Raw genomic sequence first — 17,674 nt, forward strand, 5'->3', positions numbered from 1 at the left:
GTCTTGACCGTCCACCACAGGGCGGCAGCGGCTTCCTCGACACCCTTGGTGACGCCGAGGATGCCGCCGTTCTTCATGTCGGCGCCGAGCACGACGATGGTCTTGCCGGCTGCCCCTTTCGGTCCCGTGGTCGGTCCGTCCCACTTCTCGACCTTGCTGGCATATTTATCCACCACCGCTTTGGCGTCGGCCATCGGGTCGGCCAGCGCCGGCGAGGCGATGCCAAGCGCCAGGCAGGCAATTCCGAGCTGTAGGACTGTTCTGCGCTGCATATCGTTTCTCCCATTAAGCATTGTCGGTTGTATTTGTTGATTGGCTGGTGGCTGGTCGGCTGGTGGGCGCGGATGCCGGCACCACCGCGCCGCGGCGCCGCTGCGCGTAGCCGGCAATGCCGATCGCGACGAGCAGGGTGACGCCGTTGAACAACGGCTCTACCCAGAACGACCCGCCGAACTGCTGGATGCCGGAAATGCCTACGGCGAGGATAACGACGCCGACGATCGTGCCCCAGACATTGACGCGGCCCGGCTTGATGGTGGTCGATCCGAGGAATGCGCCGACCAGGGCCGGCAGCAGGTATTCGAGGCCAACACTGGCCTGGCCGATCCTGAGCTTCGAGGCCAGCAGCACGCCGCCCAAGGCGGTGAGCGCGCCGGAGGCGACGAAGGCCCCCATGACGAATTTCTGCACCGGAATGCCGTTGAGCGCGGCCGCCTTCGGATTGGCGCCGATGGCGTAGAGGTAGCGGCCAAGCGGCATATATTCGAGCACCAGCCACATCACCAGCGCCAGCACGACCACGTAGTAGCCGGTGATCGGCAGGCCGAACAGCATGGTGCCGTTGAGGGAAAGGAAACCGTCGGGAAGCACGCCGACGACCTGGCGGCCGCCCGTGTACCACATTGCCAAAGCGTAGAGCACCGTGCCGGTGCCGAGTGTGGCGATGAAGGAATCGATGCGCGCCACCTCGACCAGCAGGCCGTTGATGAAGCCGGTGAGCACGCCGAGCAGGATGACGATGAGCACCGCGAGCGGCCAGGGCACGCCGAATGCGGTTTGCAGGCTGATGGCAAGGATGTGCCAGAGCACGATGCCGTAGCCGACGGTGAGGTCGATGCGGCCCGAAGCCATCGGAATCATCGCCGCCAGCGACAGGAGCGCGATGATCGCCTTGTCGGAAACGATCGAGCGCAAATTGAGCAGCGTCGGGAACGTCCGCGGCAGGAGCAGCGAGAAGAGCAGGATCAGGAGCAGCGTCAGGATCGGCAGGCCGTAGACCGGCAGATAGCGCGCCGCCTTCTGGCCGTAGCTCAGTCCGGCGAGCTCCGAACGGGTCGGCTCCAGCGCCGTCGATTTGATCGAGTTCATGGATCCTCCTCAGGCGGCTTCGGACACGGAAGCGGCGCTGATGAGCGCCGCCGTCGTCAAGGCATCGCCGGCGAGCTCGCGCACGATGCGATTGTGCGAGAAGACGAGCGCGCGGTGACAGATGTGGGCGACTTCCTCGAAATCGGTGGAGACGACGATCACTGCCAGCCCGGCTTCGACCGCGGCGGCGATCAGCCGATAGATCTCGGCCTTGGCGCCGACATCGACGCCCGCAGTCGGATCCTCGGCGATCAGAAGCTTACGGCCCGTCGCCAGCCAGCGGCCGACGACCACCTTCTGCTGGTTGCCGCCAGAGAGCGCCTCGATCGGCAGGTGCGGGTCATTGGGCCGCAGCCCTAGCCGTGCGCCGAGCTCCCGCGTCAGCTCGCTTTCCCGGGCCGGCTTCATAAAGGAGAAGAGCCCGCGGCCGACGGCCGAGGGGTTGAGATACATGTTCTCGCGCACTGAGAGCGACAGCGCCACGGATTCCTCGGTGCGGTCACGCGCAATCAGTCCGACGCCGGCGGCAAGAGCGGCGCCGACCGAGGACAGGTCGAGGCGCTTGCCATCGAGCCAGACCGAGCCGTCGAAAGCTTCGGCCCCAAACAGCGCGCGGCCGACGGCTTCCTGCCCGGCGCCGCGCAGGCCGACCAGGCCAAGCAACTCGCCGGACCGTGCCTCGAAGCGAACCGGACCGACACTGCCGCAGGTGAGGTTTTCCACCCTGAGCCGCTCCGGACCGTCCTGCCAATGCGACTTGGCAAACATCTGGTGCGCCGGCCGGCCGACGATGAGATCGACCAGTTCCTGCGGCGTGGTCTCGGCCACCGGCTTGACCGCGACCATGCGGCCGTCGCGCATGACGGCGACGCGGTCGGCGATGCGGAACACCTCGTCCAGCCGGTGCGAGACATAGATCATGCCGACGCCGCGCTCGCGCAGCGGCCGCAGCGCCTCGAACAGGCGCTCGACCTCGTCCGCCGGCAGGCTCGCCGTCGGCTCGTCGAGAACCAAGACGTCGGCCTCGGTGGCCAAAGCCCGGGCAATCGCCACCAGAGACTTTTCGGTGCGGGAGAGGTCCTGCACTCGCGTCGCCGGATCGAAGGCACAGCCGACCAGCGCCAGCGCGCGCTCGGCGCGGCGCTCGGTGTCTTGCCAGTCGATAAGGCTGATGCGGCGCGAAAAACCCTGCGCCATGCCGACATTCTCGGCCACGGTCATCCATTCGATCAAGCCGAGGTCCTGATGGATGAAGGCGACCTTCTGCGGCTGATTGGGGCGGGGCGGGCGATGGTGATAATCCTCGCCGCGAAAGCGGATCGTGCCCTGGTCGCGCTTGTGGATGCCGGCGAGCGTCTTGATCAGCGTGGATTTGCCGGCGCCGTTCTCGCCCAGGAGCGCGACGATCTCGCCCTCATGGATGTCGAGCGAGACCGACTTCAGCGCCAGGGTGCCGCCAAAGCGCTTGGAGATGTCGATGAATTCGATGAGCCTGGGCCGCATTTTTGGCCTCCTCCCAAGCCAAGCAAATGACTGAATTGCGACGGATGTTATCGCTAACATTTGTGCAGGTCAAGTCTTGAAAATGGGTCAACGCGCCGGCTATCGATGAGGCGGTTTTCGCGGAGAAGTACCATGTTCGGAGACATTGAAGGCGCCGGGTTCGAAGTTCTCGACGAGCGGTTCGAGCGGTGTTTCGTCGGTCACGTTGCGGTCGAGCGGCTGTGGACCGGCGGGCGCTGGCTCGAGGGCCCGGCGTGGTTCGCCGCCGGCCGGTATCTTCTTTTCTCCGACATCCCGAATGACCGCATCATGCGCTACGACGACACCAGCGGCGCGGTCTCGGTCTTCCGCTCGCCCTCAAACAACGCCAACGGCAACACCGTCGATTTCCAAGGGCGGCTTGTCACCTGCGAGCACCGCGCGCGGCGCGTCACCCGCACCGAGCATGACGGCTCGATATCGGTGATCGCCGACCGCTTCGAAGGCAGGCGCTTGAACTCGCCCAACGATGTGGTGGTGCGCTCGGATGGCACGGTATGGTTTTCCGACCCGCCCTACGGCATCGCCACCGACTACGAGGGCGACCGCGCCGAGCAAGAGATCGAGGGATGTCATGTCTATCGTGCCGATCCTGCAACCGGTGAGGTAACGCGAGTTGTCTCGACTATGGCAAAACCCAACGGCCTCGCCTTCTCCCCGGATGAGACGATCCTCTATGTCGGCGACACAGGCGTCACGCATCAGAAGGACGGGCCAAGGCACATCCGCAAGTTCGCTGTCGAGGGCAACAATCTGCGCGAACTCGGCGTTTTCACCACCTGCACGGCCGGTCTGTTCGACGGGTTCAGGGTGGACACGACCGGCCGCGTCTGGGCAGGGGCCGGCGACGGCGTCCACTGCTTCGATCCAGACGGCACGCTGATCGGCAAGATCCGCATCCCGGAGACGGTGGCCAACCTGACTTTCGGCGGTCCCAAGCGCAATCGCTTGTTCATCACGGCGCGGCAGTCGCTTTACGCGGCTTTCGTGGTGGCGAACGCCGCGGGGCGGGGGTGAAAACCGCGACCTGAGCTCCGCGACGTCGGCTGCGGTCTCAGCTGCTCCGCGTGGCGATAAACGTTGCCGCCGCCTTCAGCAAATCCGCCTGCTCGCCATAGGGCTCCAGCAGCGCATGCGCCTGGTCGATCAGGCCGTGGAGCTGCTCGCGCGCCCAATCGGCGCCGTGCAGCGCAGCAAGTGTGGCCTTGCCGGCGGCGGCGTCCTTCTTGGTCGCCTTGCCCATCTGCTTTGCGTCGGCGGTGAGATCGAGCAGGTCGTCGGCTAGCTGGAAGGCAAGACCGATCGCCGAGCCGAACTCCGCCAGCCTTTCACGGTCGACGGCGGATGCGCCGGCGATGATGGCGCCTGCTTCGCAGGCAAAACGGATCAGCGCGCCTGTCTTCATCGCCTGCAGACGGATGATGCCGGCCTCGTCCGGCCGCTTGCGCTCGGCCTCGAGGTCGAGCGTCTGGCCGCCGACCATGCCGCCGGCTCCGGCGGCGCGGGCGAGCGCCAGCACCAGCTCCGCCCGCCGCTCGGCCGGCAACGCGGTCGCCTCGTCGGCGATGATGTCGAAGGCCAAAGTCAACAGCGCGTCGCCGGCAAGGATCGCGGTTGCCTCATCGAAAGCTTTGTGCACCGTCGGCTGGCCGCGGCGCAGATCGTCGTCGTCCATGGCAGGAAGATCGTCATGGATCAGCGAATAGCAATGCACGCATTCGAGCGCGGCGGCGACGCGCAGCGCCGCCTCGTCATTTGCCGAAAACAGCGCCGCGCTTTCCATCACCAGAAAAGGGCGGAGCCGCTTGCCGCCGTTGAGCACGCCATGGCGCATCGCCGCCATCAGGCGTTCCGGCCGGGCGATCTCGCCGGAGAGCAGAGGCGCATCGAGGACCTGCCGCAGCAGGACCTCGACTGCTGCGGCGCGCGTAAAAAGCGCGGATTCGAAGGCCACCTGGTCGTCTTTCAACATGGCCGGACCGGTAGCCGACACTCAGACGTTGCGCAAGCAGCCTCGCGCCATTATGCCGAAGTAGCGGGTGGCACGGGTGGGGCGACTTGACGGAACCGATCGTCGAACATGAAAGCGAAGGGCTGGACATGGCACGGCCGCGGCGCCTGAACCGCGCCGGTCTCAAGCGCCTTGGCCGGCGCTGCCTGGTCGCGGCGATCGTGCTGGCCGCGATGCCGGTCGCGCTCACCTTTCTCTATCTGCCGCCCTTCGTGCATCCGGTTTCGACGCTGATGCTGAAGGATCTTGTCACCTTCTCCGGCTACGACCGGCGCTGGGTTTCGATCGACGATGTGGCGCCGGTGCTCATGCATTCGGTGATCATGTCGGAAGACGGGCAGTTCTGTTTCCATCGGGGCGTCGACCTCGGCGAATTGCGCGGCGTGGTCGACGATGCGCTTGCCGGTGAGGCAACGCGCGGCGCCTCCACCATCACCATGCAGACGGTGAAGAACCTGTTTTTGTGGTCGCGGCCGCTGGGCAGCGTGCGCAAGGTGGTCGAGCTGCCTCTGGCCGTCTATTTCGATGCGGTGATGTCGAAGCGCCGCATCATGGAGATCTATCTTAACATCGCGGAATGGGGGCCAGGCATATACGGCATCGAGGCGGCCGCGCAGCATCATTTCGGCGTCTCGGCCCTGCAATTGTCGCGCCGGCAGGCAGCGTTGCTTGCCGTCAGCCTGCCCAACCCGATCGCGCGCAATCCGGCCAGGCCAGGCCCGGGTTTGAGGCGTCTCGCCAATCTGATCGAGCGGCGCGCCGGGCGTTCGGGCGCCTATGTCGGTTGCCTCGAATAAGATGAAGCGGCGCCGGCTCAAAAAAATTCGTGCCAGTGCTGGCCAAAACGGCGCAAGGCGTGTATAGGCACCCGACTTTCTCAGATTATGGCCTCGATGCGGCCCTTTCGCGAGGGTTGCCGGGGCATTTTGACCATGTAGTGGAGCATATCCATGGCCGTTCCAAAAAGAAAAACCTCTCCGTCGAAGCGCGGCATGCGCCGCTCGGCCGACGCCCTCAAGGCTCCGACCTATGTCGAGGACAAGAATTCCGGCGAAATGCGCCGGCCGCATCACATCGACCTGAAGACCGGGATGTATCGCGGCCGCCAGGTGCTGGAGCCGAAGGAAAGCTGAGAAGCTTGCACGGGAAAGCTGAGAAGCTTCCATGGTTGTGACGTTTTCAGAGGACCGGCCGCTGGCCGGTCTTTTTGATTCTGGCGACCGGATGAAGGTCCTCGCGCTGGCTGGGCACGAGCCGCCGAAAAGGCAGCGGGAAAACGGCTGACATCGTTATTTCATTAGGATTTAGAGCGTGTTCGGCGCCGTCGCCGAAAAGCCTTGACGGCGTGCCCGCCGCGCCTTTTACAAAAGGGTGCCTCATTGGAGACGCCCAGATGTTCGGTGCCATCCCGCTGCTGATCGTGCCCTTCGTCCTCTACAACCTCGGACTGCTCGGCTTGTTCGGCGGCGGCGACGATCCGTGGACGATCGAAATGTTCTCGTTCCGGATGATGTCGGGCGGCGTCTTTTCGATGACGCTCGGCGACCTGATGGTGCTGATCGGGCTGATCTTCCTCTTCGTCGAGATATCGAAATCGGTGCGCACCACCAATGCGTCGATCCTGGATCATCTGTTGTCGACGCTGGTCTTCATCGCCTTCCTGGTCGAGTTCCTGCTGGTGAAGGGCGCCGCGCATTCGGTCTTCTTTTCGCTGATGATCATCGCGCTGTTTGATGTGCTGGCCGGCTTCTCCGTGTCGATGCGGTCGGCAAGCCGGGATATCAACTTAAACTAGGATTGCACCCGGCGACCCGCGGTCCAAAACGCCGTCAACCTGCGGCGGCCTGAGGCTTGCGGGCGACAACCGCCTCATAGGCGGTCTGCAACTGCCGGCGCACGGTCGGCGTGCCGGGCGGCGTCTTCACCGGCGCTCCAAGATGTTCGTGGCGCAATTCGTCCATGAACCGATCCCACAACGGCGGGCCGCCTTTTTCGAGCAGCTCGGCTCGGATCGACAGCTCCTCGCTGACCGGCAGCCAGACGCGGCCCCAGGCGCCGAGATGCGCCATGATCGGCACAAGAGTAATTGCCATCTCGGTCAGGCTGTAGATCGCCTTCTGCTTGTGGCTGGGATCGTCCGCCTTGGTCAGGAGACCGAGCTCCATCAGCCGCTTCAGCCGATCGGCCAGGATGTTGGAGGCAATGCCTTCGATCGAGCCGTTGAGCAATTCCCGAAAATGTCGCCTGGCGCCGAAGATAATGTCGCGCAGGATGATCAGGCTCCAGCGGTCGCCGAAAACTTCCAGCGACAGATTGATCGGGCAGCCGGAGCGGTGCTCGGTGTTCATGCCAGTCTCCAAAAACCGGTTGCAATATGATATCAGCCTGCTTATCGTGCAACTGATTGCAATATGCAAGCAGATTGGGAGATGGAGGAGAGAAGGATGACCATCTTGCCTCGCCCTGAGATCCATTCGGAAAGCTTCGGCGATCCGGCCGACCCGGCGATCCTTCTGATCATGGGCGCCATGGCCTCGATGCTCTGGTGGCCGGAAGCCTTTTGCCGGGCGCTTGCCGAGCGCGGCCGTTTCGTCATCCGCTACGACAATCGCGACACTGGTCTCTCGACCAAGTACACGCCGGGCGCGCCGCCTTACGGGTTCGAGGACATGGTCGATGATGCCGTCCGTGTGCTCGACGATCACAATATCGCCAAGGCGCAGGTCGTCGGCATGTCGATGGGCGGCATGATCGCGCAGATCGTGGCGCTGAAATATCCCGAACGGGTCAGCGCGCTGACCGTGGTCTCCAGCTCACCGCTCGGTGTCGATACGTCCGGTTTGCCTGTGACGAGCGAGGCCTACCGAGAGCATTCCGCCGAAGGTGCCGATGTCGATTGGTCGAACCGGCAACAGGTGATCGACTTCATGGTCAGGGACGCTCGCGCAATCGCCAGCACCCTGCATTCGTTCGACAGCGAACGGACACGTGCGATGATCGAGGAGGACTACGATCGGTCCGGCGGTCTCGCCAGCGCCACCAACCACTTCCTGCTGAAGAGCGGCGGCCCGGAGCGGCGAATAAGGGATTTGACCGTGCCGCTGCTCGTCATCCACGGCACTACCGATCCGCTCTTCCCGATCGAGCACGGCGAGGCGCTCACCGCCGCGGTTGCCGGCGGCAGGCTGGTGCGGATCGAAGGCGGCGGCCACGAACTGCACCGCAACGATTGGCCGCACATCGTCGAAGCAATCGCCGCATTTGGCTAGCCCGGCGGGATTAGGATTGACACCAGCGGTCTGCGAAAATAGTTAAGTGATCACTTCAGTATTGCCTCGACCTCCGCCGACAGGAGAAAAAATGTCCCTGACGCTGTATTTCCATCCGCTCGCTTCCTTCTGCTGGAAGCCGCTGATCGCGGTCTACGAAAACAACACGCCGTTTGCGCCGCAGATCGTCGATCTCGGCGATGCGCCGTCGCGCGCGGCTTTCCTGAAGGTTTCGCCGACGGGCAAGATGCCGGCCCTGCGTGATGACGCGCGGGGCCGCACGGTTATGGAATCGACCATCGTAATCGAATATCTCACCGCCTACTATCCCGGGCCGGTCGAGCTCATTCCCGCCGACGTCGACCTCGCCATCAAGGTGCGCCAGGCAGACCGCTTCTACGACTTCTACGTGCAGGAGCCGATGCAGAAGATCGTCGGCGACCGGCTGCGGCCGCAAAACAAGACCGATCCGTTCGGAGTCGAGCAGGCGCGCGAGCAGCTGCGCAATTCCTACGCCATCATCGAACGGGAGATGCAGTCAAAAACGTGGGCGGTCGGCGACCATTTCACTTTGGCCGACTGCGCCGCCTCGCCGGCGCTGTTTTACGCCAACAAGGTCGAGCCGTTCGGCGACAAATTCCCCGCCGTGAAGCGCTATCACGACCGTCTGCTCGAACGGCCGAGCTTCGCCCGCGTGATCGAGGAGGCGCAGCCCTATTTCAAGTTCTTCCCCTACAATAATGGCTAGGCCTCGATGCTGCATGATCCCGCCCAGCTCGACCTGATGTTCCAGGCGCTTGCCGATCCCGCCCGGCGCCAGATGGTGGAACGTCTGTCGCGCGGACCGGCATCGGTCAGTCAGCTGGCCGAGCCGCTGGCGATGTCGCTGTCGGCCGTCGTCCAGCATCTCGCCGTTCTCGAGACGAGCGGGTTGGTGAGCACCGAGAAGCTTGGCCGGGTGCGAACCTGCCGGATCGAGCCAAACGCATTGCGGGCAGCCGAGCATTGGATCAACGAGCGGCGACTGGCCTGGGAACGCCGGCTCGACCGGCTCGGCGATTTTCTCACGGACATCACCGACCAAACCTGAAGGGGCCCGTCATGACCGAACGATCCGTCGTCCATTCCACCTTCGTCATCGAACGCCTCTATCCGGCGCCGCCCGAAAAGGTCTATTTCGCGCTCAGCGATCCGGCGGCCAAGAAGCGCTGGTTCTTCGATCCCGACAACCCGATGCCGAGCCGGCATGAAATGGACTTTCGCATCGGCGGCAAGGAGGTGAATGCCGGCTGCCCGAGCGACGGGCAGACGCATTTCTTCAACGCCGTCTACCAGGACGTCGTGCCGAACAAACGCATCGTCTACAGCTATGAGCTGCTGTTCGGCGAAACCCGAGTTTCGGTTTCGCTGGCGACGATCGAGCTCATCGCGGAAGGCAAGGGAACGCGACTGATTCTTACGGAGCAAGGGGCCTTCTTCGACGGCATCGACTCGCCGGCCACGCGCCAGCATGGAACGGGCGAACTGCTCGACGCGCTTGGCGCGGCGCTGCAGGCAGCGAACTGAGGCCTCCGGCTGGTGGCCAGCGGTCACTCTCCAGGGGAGAGTTCCCAAAATTGATCCAGCCAAACATTCAGCCTGAGGAAGCCGGCGGTGCTGACGGCGTAGACGCGTCTGGTGCCCTCGGCCCTGGCTTTGACCAGACCGGCGTCGAGCAGGACTTTCAGATGCTGGGAAACGGCCGGGCGCGAAACCGGCAAACCGGCCGCCAACTCATTCACCGTCTTGGGACCGCGCCGGAGCTCTTCCAAGAGATAGCGCCGGTTGGGATCGGCTATCGCCACGAAAGCGTCGGAAAACATCATGCCTCATTTGTGGGGCAAAGTTCCCCAAATCTCAACCATCGGTTTCAACCTTTGTGCGCGGGTCGAGCCGCAAGGCTTCCGGCGTGACGGCGCGGTCGGCCGGCTGCGTCTTGAAGGCATCGCGGTTCTCGATCGGAACCGGCGCGCGAGCGCGGATGCGGAGCAGCGTGTAACCGGCAAGGCAGAGATGCGCGAGCGCGGTCGCAAGGAAGAGCGCTTCGGGGCGCAGCCAGCCCATCAAAGCGGCGGCCAGCAGCGGTCCGATCATGGTGCCGAAGCCATAGAGCAACAGCAGGCCGCCGGAAACCTTGACGAAATCCTCCGCCCGCGCGTGGTCGTTGGCATGCGCGACGGCGATCGAATAGAGCGTGTAGGCGAAGGCGCCGTAGGCGGCCGTCAGCAAGATGACGAAAACGCCGGAACGCGGCTCGACCAGAAAGACCAGCACGGCAAACAGTGCCGCGCCGAAGGCTGCGCCCGCCAGCACGAAACGGCGGTCCGTGGTGTCGGATAGCCGGCCCGCGGGAAGCTGCATGGCCGCGCCGGCGATGACCACCAGGCTCATCATGAGCGCGATCTCGGCGGTAGAGATGCCGATGCGGGCGCCATAGACGGCGCCGAGCGTGCCCCAGGCGCCATTGGCTATGCCGATCAGAAGGCAGGCAACCGCCGACACCGGCGAATTGGCGTAGAGGCCTTTGACGTCGAGCTTGACATCCTGCAGCGGCTTCGGATGCGACTGGGTCGACACCGCAGTCGGAAGGAGCGACAGGCAGAACAGGATGCCGGTGATCATGAACAGCGAGGCCGATTTCACATCGCCGCCGGCGACGATCATCTGGCCGCCCATGATCGAAGCATAGGTGACCATCATATAGAGGCCGAAGACGGTGCCGCGATTCTCGTTGGTGGCCTTCTCATTCAGCCAGCTTTCGATGACCATGAAGGCGCCGGCCATGGTGAAGCCGGTGAAGGCGCGCAGCAGGATCCAGAAATACTCGTCGATGATGAGGCCGGTGAGGAGCGCAATGATTGCGCCGGAGGCGGCGAAGGCGCCGAACGCCCTGACATGACCGGCACGGCGCACCAGCCGCGGCGCGAAGAAACAGCCAGTGACGAAGCCGCCGGCCCATGCCGTGCCCATCAGGCCGAGCGAGGCGGTCGAGAACCCCTCAAGCTGGCCGCGCAGCGGCAAAAGCAGGCCATGCAGGCCGGAGGCCGCCAGCAGGAACGCGGTGCCGCGCAGCAGCGAGAGGATCGGTCGGTAGGTTGCGAACATAGGCTGATCCGGCTGGTAATTTCGAAGCGCAGGTCTGTTTGAGGGTGCAGCTCTGGCAGTCGCTTTCAGGCTTTTCCGGGGCGGCTGGCCATGCAGCCAGGATTATCCGCGGCGAAACAGTGCCTCGGCGGCGGATTTGGTGGCGCCCCTGGCGGCCCGCTCAGCTTCCAGCCTCGCGATCTCTTCGCGCAGCAGGTCAATGCGCTCGGACAAATCATCGACAGACAGCAGCGACAGATCCTGTCCGATCTCGTGTGGGCGGGGCTTCTTCCTGGGTTCGTCGTCGAAGATCGCCATCGTCGCTTCTCCCTGATTTCACCATTTGCCTGATTTGGTAATGAGCATACATAGGGCAGGGATGCCGATGCAAACAGCCGGCCAGCGGCATGAGGAAACGGGACAATTCATGGCAAGCGGACAGCATATTCCGGCAAAGATGACGGCGATCGCAATCTCGCAGCCTGGCGGTCCCAGGGTGCTGAAGCCGGAGACGCGCGACGTGCCCACGCCCGGCCCCGGCGAGGTCCTCATCCGCGTGCACGCGGCCGGCGTGAACAGGCCCGACGTGCAGCAGCGCAAAGGCGCCTATCCGCCGCCGCCCGGCGCCTCGGACCTGCCCGGGCTCGAGGCGGCCGGTGAGATCGCGGCGCTCGGCGACGCGATATCGCGCTGGCGCACCGGCGACCGGGTCTGCGCGCTGACGCCGGGCGGCGGCTATGCCGAATATGTCAAGGTCCACGCCGGCAGCGTGCTGCCGATCCCGGCGGGCTTTACCTATTCCGAGGCTGCGGCGGTGCCGGAGAACTACTTCACCGTCTGGCACAACGTGTTCGAGCGCGGCGGGCTGAAGAAAGGCGAGACGCTGCTTGTCCATGGCGGCTCGTCCGGCATCGGCACGACGGCCATACAGCTCGCCTCGGCATTCGGTGCCTATGTCGTCACCACGGCCGGCAGCAAGGAGAAGTGCGACGCCTGTCTTGGGCTCGGCGCCGACCGGGCGATCAATTATCGCCAGCAGGACTTCGTTGCCGAGGTCAAGGACGCAACCGGCGGCCGGGGCGCCGACGTCATCCTCGACATGGTGGGCGGCGACTATGTGGCGCGCAACTACGACGCCGCGGCCGTCGAAGGACGCATCGTCCAGATCGCCGTACAGGCCGGTGCGGTCGCCAGCACCGACTTCGCAAAGCTCATGGTCAAGCGCCTTGTTCATACCGGCTCGACGCTTCGGCCGCGCACCGTCGAATTCAAGGCAGCCATCGCGGCGGCGCTCGAGGCTCAGGTCTGGCCGCTGCTCGGCACCCGCAAGGTCGCTCCGGTCATGGACATGATCTTCCCGCTGACGGAGGCCTGGCGGGCGCATGAGCGGATGGAGGAGGGCGAGCATATCGGCAAGATCGTCCTCGACGTCGGCTAGGATGCGCCCGATAAGGTGAGGCCGGCCTGCAAGCAATTGTGTCCTGCGCTTCCGCTGCTCACGTACTTTAAGTACGTTCCGCTCCGGTTTGCGGACCAACCGTTTTGGGCTTGGCCTGACCTGAATCCGCGACGCATCCTGGTCGTTCGGATCCTTGACGAGAGACTGAACAAAGGCCTAATGCTGCAATGCACAAAATGCATTGCCGCCATGCAAAAGAGTCCGTTCAATTCGTAGGCAAGGGTGCCTATTTACGCGGCATCGAACAACTGATCCCGTGAATGGAGGACTGAAATGAACCCGATCCGCGCTTTCCGCAACTGGCGCCTCTACAATGAGACGGTGCGTGAGCTGAACAAGCTGAACGCCCGCCAGCTGAACGACCTCGGCATCAACCGCGGCGACATCGAGCGTATCGCTCGCCAGGCTCTTTGATTTGAAGCACGACCCGGCCGCAAGGCTGGGCCGTAGTCTCGAAGCCAGAGCCGTCTCAGACGCTTGCTCGTCTCCGGTTCCGAACCCGCTGGACTCCGTCCGGCGGGTTTTGTCTTTTTGGGTCCCAGCTGCTCCCCTCCCAAAAACATTGCGAAATCGTGACGGAGCGTTTATACAGGCCGCGAATTTCCCATTTTGGTGGCTCTAAAACCACCGCCCGCGCGGGAACGCGGGCGAACGAGAAGGATTTTTGACATGGCCAATACGCTGCTGATGCCCAAGGCCACCGCCGTCTGGCTGGTCGACAACACCGCGCTCTCCTTCGAGCAGATCGCGCAGTTCTGCGGGCTGCATCCGCTGGAGGTCAAGGCGATCGCGGACGGCGAGTCGGCGCAGGGCATCAAGGGCATGGACCCGATCATGACCGGCCAGCTCACCCGCGACGAGATCGCGCGCGGCGAGAAGGATCCGAACCATCGGCTGAAACTCTCGGACCCCAAGGTGCGGGTGCCGGAATCGAAGCGCAAAGGCCCGCGCTACACGCCGCTGTCGAAACGCCAGGACCGGCCGAACGCCATTCTCTGGCTGGTACGCAACCATCCCGAACTCAAGGATGCGCAGATCGCGCGGCTGGTCGGCACGACCAAGTCGACGATCGAGCAGATTCGGGAGCGCCGGCATTGGAACTCGGCCAATCTGCAGCCGATGGATCCGGTGACGCTGGGCCTGACCTCGCAGATCGACCTCGACATGGAAGTCAACCGCGCCTCGCGCGGCCGCGAGCAGGCACAGCCGGCTGCCGGCGACACGCTGCTGCCGGCGGCGCTGACCGAAAGGCTGACGCCGGCTCCGGAGAAGCCGAAGGACGAGGATCAGGAGCTCGACGCCAATGCCGTGTTCGCCAAGCTTTCGGCGCTGAAGTCGAAGGACAAGAAAGAAGACGGGGAAGAGGAGTAAGGTCTCCCAGCCCGACAAAAAAGCCCGCTTCGCGCGGGCTTTTTTGTCGGCCGTGCCTGGGGAGGTCAGGTCCGCGCCGCTCGATCGGGCGCCATGCCGTAATCCTCGCTGCGTTCCACGGCGCGGTAGAAGTCGGCGAGCTGCTTGCCGCGCTCCGGCTTGTAGATACGCCCGGCAATCACCACCGAGGCGATGCGGTCGATGCGGAAGGCGCGAAAATCGTCGCGCATCTCGCACCAGGCGACCAGGGTCCATACCTTGCCCCAGAACCAGAGGCCCAGGGGCCGGATGTCGCGCGCCGTGCCGCGCCCGGCTTCGTCCGAGTAGTCGATGGTGAGCACCTGGCGCTTCTCGATGGCGCGCTCGATGAGGTCGATCGCCTCGCGCGCGGCATCGCTCACCACCCACATCGGCGTGTGGATCTCGGTGCGCGCGATGCGATCCTTTTCCGTGTCGGGCAGCACCGCGCCGATCTTGACCAGCGCCTCGTCGGCCGCCCTTGCCATCGCCGCGCCGCCAAAGGCGCGCACCATGCGGGCGCCGGCAACCAGCGCCACGATCTCGTCACGCGTGAACATCAGCGGCGGAAGGTCGAAACCTTCCCTCATCATGTAGCCGACACCCGCCTCGCCGTCGATCGGCACGCCGGTCGACTGCAAGTCGGCTATATCGCGGTAGATGGTCCGCTCGGACACCTCGAGCCACGTCCCGAGCTTCTGCGCGGTGACCAGTCTGCCTCCGCGCAGATGCTGCACGATCTGGAAAAGCCTGTCGGCGCGGCGCATCGTTTGACCCCTTGGCTTCGGTTCTACGCATGCCGCGGTCCCAAAACCGGTTCCCGCAGGTTCGAGGCTGCTTCAATAACGCAAGCCTCCTGACAACATAGTGTCAGGAGGCTGCAGCCACTCCACCACCGGACAACGGCGTCTTTCCTGAAACCCAGCGTTTCAACCGACATTACATCTGGGCGCGCCATGGCCGCTATCCAAGTCATGCGCCGAAAAATTTCAGTTCTCACGCACGCGGCCGTTATAAAGGTCCGGCCAACCGATGTCCTTGCGAATGTCCGCCGGCAAAGTGTTCAGGAAACGCTGGGTCCGGATCTCGTTCCGCACGGTGCGGATCTTGCCGACATAGTGCTGCACGCTACGCAGGATGGTAAAACCGTTCATGACCGAGCTCCTCTTTTTGACGAGAGGAGTATCTCACACCCCTGCTGACAGCAGTCTGTCAGCAGGGGTGCGAGGTAGCCGAAGCCGGCGCCAGAACGATCAGCGCGGTCCCATGGATGTCCCTTCGTTTGTCAGAAGCGATGCGGTGCGAAAGCGCCAAGAACCGCTTTGACAGCCGCCGAGGATGCTGCTCAAAGGCGGCATGACGAAACTGCTCGCCCTTGTCATCATCGGCATCATGCTCATCCAAATCATCAAGCCGCTCGGCTGGCCGGGGCTGAAGCGCCGCAGCGATTTCTGGAAGCTGGCGCTGCTTGCAATGGCCGCAATCTCGCTGGCGGCCGTGCTTGGTCATTGGGCTTGAGGCACGTCGATATCAGGTGGGGACGGCCTGCGAAAGGCGGCGCTGGCCCCCCGCTGTTTCGATGCCTCAGCTAGGAGTGCGGCCGGCAAAAACAAAACCCGGGCCTTGGCACCCGGGCCTTGGCCCGGGTTTTCAGCGCTTTAGGGAAAGCTCAAAGCGCGTCGACGCGCTTCAAGCCGTTATTGATGCATATCGTTGCCCCAGAACCGCTGCACACTTCTGGGCGACATGCATTGCTATCAGGCGGCCTTTTCCAGCGCCGGCTGCCATTGTCCGAGCGCCGCCAGATGATTCATGTGGGCGCGATGGATGAAGGCAGCCTGGCCGGCGGCGACGTTCGACTCCTTGCCGCTCCAGGCCTTCTGCGCGGCCGCCTGCAGGGCGCGGCCGTAGGAGAAGGAGAGCTTCCACGGATGCGGGCCGATGACATTGATGGCGTTAAGGTTGGCCGTCGCTTCCTCGTCGTCCTGGCCGCCCGACAGGAAGGCAATGCCGGGCACCGCCACAGGCACGGCTTCGCGAAACAGCTTGATCGTCTTCTGGGCGACCGCTTCGGGACTGTCCTTCTTGCCCGATTTCTTGCCGGAGATGACCATGTTCGGCTTGAGGATGGTGCCTTCGAGGACCACGCGCGCGGCATAAAGCTCGCCATAGAGCTTCAGCAGGGTCGCCTTGCTCACCTCGTAGCAGGTGTCGATCGAGTGGGCGCCGTCCATCAGCACTTCCGGCTCGACGATCGGCACGATGCCTGCCTCCTGGCAGAGCGCGGCGTAGCGTGCCAGCGCATGCGCGTTGGAGGCGATCGAGGTGGCTGACGGCACGCCCTTGGCGGTGTCGATGTCGATCACCGCGCGCCATTTGGCGAACCGGGCGCCGAGCTTATAGTAGTCCGCCAGCCGCTCGCGCAGGCCATCGAGACCCTCGGTGATGGTGTCGCCGGGAAAGCCGGCGAGAGGCTTGGCGCCGACATCGACCTTGATGCCCGGAATGGCGCCGGCGGCCTTGATGATGTCGACCAGCGGCGTGCCGTCGGCAGCCTTCTGGCGAATGGTCTCGTCATAGAGGATGACGCCGGAAATATACTTGGTCATCGCCTCCTTGGCGCGGAACATCATCTCGCGATAGTCGCGCCGATTGTCGGCGGTCGATTCGACGCCGATGACGTCGAAGCGCTTCTTGATGGTGCCGGAGCTCTCATCGGCGGCCAAAAGGCCCTTGCCATCCGCCACGATCGCGGCGGCAATGTCTTCGAGACGTTCGCTCATGGTGCTCTCCTAAGGTGCGTTTATTCCGCGCTAGCAGAACACTACCGCCAAAGGAATGACGCCGAAAAGCTCGAATCGATTGAAAGTCTCGATAGCGGCGTCCGTTCGGAAAGTCTTGAATGACTCAGCGCTTCAGCACCTCGACGCCCGGCAGCGGCTTGCCTTCCATCCATTCGAGGAAGGCGCCGCCGGCGGTCGAGACATAGGTGAAATCGTCGGCGACGCCGGCATGGTTGAGCGCGGCCACCGTGTCGCCGCCGCCGGCGACCGAAACCAGCTTGCCTTCCTTTGTGCGGGCTGCCGCATGCTTTGCCGCAGCCACCGTGGCGCGGTCGAAGGGTTCGATCTCGAATGCACCGAGCGGGCCGTTCCAGACCAGCGTGGCAGCGCGGTCGATCCAATCGGCGACGCTCTTCACGGTTTTCTCGCCGACATCGAGGATCATGCCGTCTGCGGGCACGTCGGAGATGGCGACGGTTTGGCTGGCGGCACCCGCCTTGAATTCCTTCGCCACGACGCCGTCGGCGGGCAGAATGATGGCGCAGCCGGCTTCGGCCGCCTCGATCATGATCTGCTTGGCGGTGGAGGCCAGGTCATGCTCGCAGAGCGATTTGCCGACATCGGTACCCCGCGCGGCGAGGAAGGTGTTGGCCATGCCGCCGCCGATGACCAGCGCGTCGACCTTCTTCACCAGGTTCATCAAAAGATCGATCTTGGTCGAGACCTTGGC

General features: G+C 64.0%; 23 protein-coding genes and 1 pseudogene. 12 read left to right on the forward strand and 12 right to left on the reverse strand.

The window, feature by feature from the left end; translation table 11 throughout:
- The 3 genes and pseudogenes from EOA75_RS13245 to EOA75_RS13255 form a co-directional block, all read right to left on the reverse strand.
- Positions 1-272, reverse strand: a pseudogene (locus EOA75_RS13245) (sugar ABC transporter substrate-binding protein); the annotation flags it as partial.
- A 13-nt stretch (positions 273-285) separates the two neighbouring features.
- A complete protein-coding gene (locus tag EOA75_RS13250) occupies positions 286-1,368 on the reverse strand; it encodes an ABC transporter permease (protein WP_095799814.1) in 1,083 nt (360 codons plus the stop codon).
- A gap of 9 nt (positions 1,369-1,377) precedes the next feature.
- Positions 1,378-2,871 (reverse strand): sugar ABC transporter ATP-binding protein, encoded by a 1,494-nt coding sequence (locus tag EOA75_RS13255; protein WP_095799815.1) that lies wholly within the window; start codon positions 2,869-2,871, stop codon positions 1,378-1,380.
- A gap of 132 nt (positions 2,872-3,003) precedes the next feature.
- On the opposite strand from EOA75_RS13255, the gene EOA75_RS13260 reads away from it, so the two are divergent.
- On the forward strand, positions 3,004-3,927 hold the full coding sequence (locus tag EOA75_RS13260; RefSeq protein ID WP_127247181.1) for an SMP-30/gluconolactonase/LRE family protein: 924 nt from the start codon (positions 3,004-3,006) through the stop codon (positions 3,925-3,927).
- A 37-nt stretch (positions 3,928-3,964) separates the two neighbouring features.
- Here EOA75_RS13260 and EOA75_RS13265 read toward each other — a convergent pair whose 3' ends face one another.
- Positions 3,965-4,882 carry a polyprenyl synthetase family protein gene (locus EOA75_RS13265; RefSeq protein WP_127324403.1) on the reverse strand — a complete coding sequence of 306 codons (918 nt, stop codon included), beginning with the start codon at positions 4,880-4,882 and terminating at the stop codon, positions 3,965-3,967.
- Positions 4,883-5,010: 128 nt separating this feature from the next.
- Here EOA75_RS13265 and EOA75_RS13270 point away from each other — a divergent pair, with 128 nt between their 5' ends.
- The 3 genes from EOA75_RS13270 (at position 5,011) to EOA75_RS13280 (ending at position 6,716) form a co-directional block, all read left to right on the forward strand.
- The gene (locus EOA75_RS13270) at positions 5,011-5,718 is read left to right on the forward strand and encodes a transglycosylase domain-containing protein (RefSeq protein WP_127324408.1); all 708 of its coding nucleotides are present in this window, start codon (positions 5,011-5,013) and stop codon (positions 5,716-5,718) included.
- A gap of 153 nt (positions 5,719-5,871) precedes the next feature.
- Positions 5,872-6,054, forward strand: coding sequence for a 50S ribosomal protein L32 (gene rpmF / locus EOA75_RS13275; protein ID WP_006203806.1), 183 nt, complete (start codon positions 5,872-5,874; stop codon positions 6,052-6,054).
- Between the two features lie 260 nt (positions 6,055-6,314).
- A complete protein-coding gene (locus EOA75_RS13280; RefSeq protein WP_095782517.1) occupies positions 6,315-6,716 on the forward strand; it encodes a hypothetical protein in 402 nt (133 codons plus the stop codon).
- Between the two features lie 34 nt (positions 6,717-6,750).
- On the opposite strand, the gene EOA75_RS13285 is transcribed toward EOA75_RS13280, so the two are convergent.
- A complete protein-coding gene (locus EOA75_RS13285; RefSeq protein ID WP_095799818.1) occupies positions 6,751-7,269 on the reverse strand; it encodes a helix-turn-helix domain-containing protein in 519 nt (172 codons plus the stop codon).
- Positions 7,270-7,365: 96 nt separating this feature from the next.
- On the opposite strand from EOA75_RS13285, the gene EOA75_RS13290 reads away from it, so the two are divergent.
- From EOA75_RS13290 to EOA75_RS13305, 4 genes are all read left to right on the forward strand, one after another.
- A complete protein-coding gene (locus EOA75_RS13290; protein ID WP_127324404.1) occupies positions 7,366-8,190 on the forward strand; it encodes an alpha/beta hydrolase in 825 nt (274 codons plus the stop codon).
- 91 nt (positions 8,191-8,281) lie between these two features.
- Positions 8,282-8,938 carry a glutathione S-transferase family protein gene (locus EOA75_RS13295; RefSeq protein ID WP_095799819.1) on the forward strand — a complete coding sequence of 219 codons (657 nt, stop codon included), beginning with the start codon at positions 8,282-8,284 and terminating at the stop codon, positions 8,936-8,938.
- A 6-nt stretch (positions 8,939-8,944) separates the two neighbouring features.
- A complete protein-coding gene (locus tag EOA75_RS13300; RefSeq protein ID WP_095799820.1) occupies positions 8,945-9,280 on the forward strand; it encodes a metalloregulator ArsR/SmtB family transcription factor in 336 nt (111 codons plus the stop codon).
- A gap of 11 nt (positions 9,281-9,291) precedes the next feature.
- Positions 9,292-9,756, forward strand: coding sequence for an SRPBCC family protein (locus tag EOA75_RS13305; RefSeq protein ID WP_127324405.1), 465 nt, complete (start codon positions 9,292-9,294; stop codon positions 9,754-9,756).
- A gap of 23 nt (positions 9,757-9,779) precedes the next feature.
- On the opposite strand, the gene EOA75_RS13310 is transcribed toward EOA75_RS13305, so the two are convergent.
- The 3 genes from EOA75_RS13310 to EOA75_RS13320 form a co-directional block, all read right to left on the reverse strand.
- Complete coding sequence (locus tag EOA75_RS13310) at positions 9,780-10,055, reverse strand: metalloregulator ArsR/SmtB family transcription factor (protein ID WP_067319326.1); 276 nt, start codon at positions 10,053-10,055, stop codon at positions 9,780-9,782.
- Between the two features lie 31 nt (positions 10,056-10,086).
- The gene (locus EOA75_RS13315; protein ID WP_067002026.1) at positions 10,087-11,334 is read right to left on the reverse strand and encodes an MFS transporter; all 1,248 of its coding nucleotides are present in this window, start codon (positions 11,332-11,334) and stop codon (positions 10,087-10,089) included.
- A gap of 102 nt (positions 11,335-11,436) precedes the next feature.
- Positions 11,437-11,631: a DUF1192 domain-containing protein gene (locus tag EOA75_RS13320; RefSeq protein ID WP_067002029.1), complete on the reverse strand. Its 195-nt coding sequence runs from the start codon at positions 11,629-11,631 to the stop codon at positions 11,437-11,439.
- 109 nt (positions 11,632-11,740) lie between these two features.
- On the opposite strand from EOA75_RS13320, the gene EOA75_RS13325 reads away from it, so the two are divergent.
- The 3 genes from EOA75_RS13325 to EOA75_RS13335 all read left to right on the forward strand — a co-directional run bounded on the left by EOA75_RS13325 (position 11,741) and on the right by EOA75_RS13335 (position 14,143).
- The gene (locus EOA75_RS13325) at positions 11,741-12,751 is read left to right on the forward strand and encodes an NAD(P)H-quinone oxidoreductase (RefSeq protein ID WP_095799976.1); all 1,011 of its coding nucleotides are present in this window, start codon (positions 11,741-11,743) and stop codon (positions 12,749-12,751) included.
- A 294-nt stretch (positions 12,752-13,045) separates the two neighbouring features.
- On the forward strand, positions 13,046-13,186 hold the full coding sequence (locus EOA75_RS13330; RefSeq protein WP_067002031.1) for a DUF1127 domain-containing protein: 141 nt from the start codon (positions 13,046-13,048) through the stop codon (positions 13,184-13,186).
- Positions 13,187-13,441: 255 nt separating this feature from the next.
- Positions 13,442-14,143: a DUF1013 domain-containing protein gene (locus tag EOA75_RS13335; RefSeq protein WP_095799823.1), complete on the forward strand. Its 702-nt coding sequence runs from the start codon at positions 13,442-13,444 to the stop codon at positions 14,141-14,143.
- Between the two features lie 65 nt (positions 14,144-14,208).
- Here the strand turns inward: EOA75_RS13335 and EOA75_RS13340 are convergent, their stop codons facing one another.
- Both EOA75_RS13340 and EOA75_RS13345 read right to left on the reverse strand, forming a co-directional pair.
- Positions 14,209-14,928, reverse strand: a complete 720-nt coding sequence (locus EOA75_RS13340; RefSeq protein ID WP_059189944.1) for a YafY family protein — start codon at positions 14,926-14,928, stop codon at positions 14,209-14,211.
- 222 nt (positions 14,929-15,150) lie between these two features.
- Positions 15,151-15,315 (reverse strand): hypothetical protein, encoded by a 165-nt coding sequence (locus tag EOA75_RS13345; RefSeq protein ID WP_082953649.1) that lies wholly within the window; start codon positions 15,313-15,315, stop codon positions 15,151-15,153.
- A 184-nt stretch (positions 15,316-15,499) separates the two neighbouring features.
- Between EOA75_RS13345 and EOA75_RS13350 the strand changes: the two genes are divergently transcribed.
- A complete protein-coding gene (locus EOA75_RS13350) occupies positions 15,500-15,679 on the forward strand; it encodes a hypothetical protein (RefSeq protein WP_067319322.1) in 180 nt (59 codons plus the stop codon).
- 239 nt (positions 15,680-15,918) lie between these two features.
- On the opposite strand, the gene EOA75_RS13355 is transcribed toward EOA75_RS13350, so the two are convergent.
- Both EOA75_RS13355 and pgk read right to left on the reverse strand, forming a co-directional pair.
- A complete protein-coding gene (locus EOA75_RS13355) occupies positions 15,919-16,944 on the reverse strand; it encodes a class I fructose-bisphosphate aldolase (protein ID WP_127324406.1) in 1,026 nt (341 codons plus the stop codon).
- 124 nt (positions 16,945-17,068) lie between these two features.
- A partial coding sequence (gene pgk / locus EOA75_RS13360; protein ID WP_127324407.1) for a phosphoglycerate kinase occupies positions 17,069-17,674 on the reverse strand: 606 nt, incomplete at its 5' end.

Origin of the sequence: Mesorhizobium sp. M1A.F.Ca.IN.022.07.1.1, from assembly GCF_003997575.1 — a bacterium.
In the GTDB taxonomy this organism is placed as follows: Bacteria; Pseudomonadota; Alphaproteobacteria; order Rhizobiales; family Rhizobiaceae; genus Mesorhizobium.